Origin of the sequence: Thermus thalpophilus (assembly GCF_022760915.1) — a bacterium.
Taxonomy (GTDB): domain Bacteria; phylum Deinococcota; class Deinococci; order Deinococcales; family Thermaceae; genus Thermus; species Thermus thalpophilus.
This window is the reverse complement of the sequence record NZ_JAKTNS010000141.1, coordinates 1-365: the sequence shown is the minus strand read 5'-3', so window position 1 is coordinate 365 and position 365 is coordinate 1. Positions and strand designations below refer to the sequence as shown.

At 65.5% G+C, this 365-nt stretch carries 1 pseudogene; it reads left to right on the top strand.

What is annotated here, in order from left to right:
- Window positions 1-365 (top strand): annotated as a pseudogene (locus L0D17_RS13365) (IS1634 family transposase); the annotation flags it as partial.

Genomic DNA, 365 nt, shown 5'->3' with positions numbered 1-365 from the left:
GTGGAGGTGGCTAAATCTGCCCGCAGAGCCTTTCCCTTTCCCGTGCGGGCTCTTCACGTGGACTCCACCAGCTTTCACGTCCACGGGGTGTACGGGAGCGGGGAAGAGGGCCAGACCGATACGGGGGACGAGCCCCTGGTCATCCGCCTCACCCACGGCTACAGCCGGGACCACCGCCCAGACCTCAAGCAGTGGGTGATGAACCTGATCTGCGCCGATACCGGGGGGATTCCCCTGCTCTTCGCTCCTGGGGATGGGAACCAGTCGGATCAGGAGGCCTTGGTTCTCCTGCTGGCGCGCTACCGCCAGAGCCTGGAACTGGGGGAGGTGGTGGTGCTGGACGGGGCCAGCTACAGCCAGGAGAA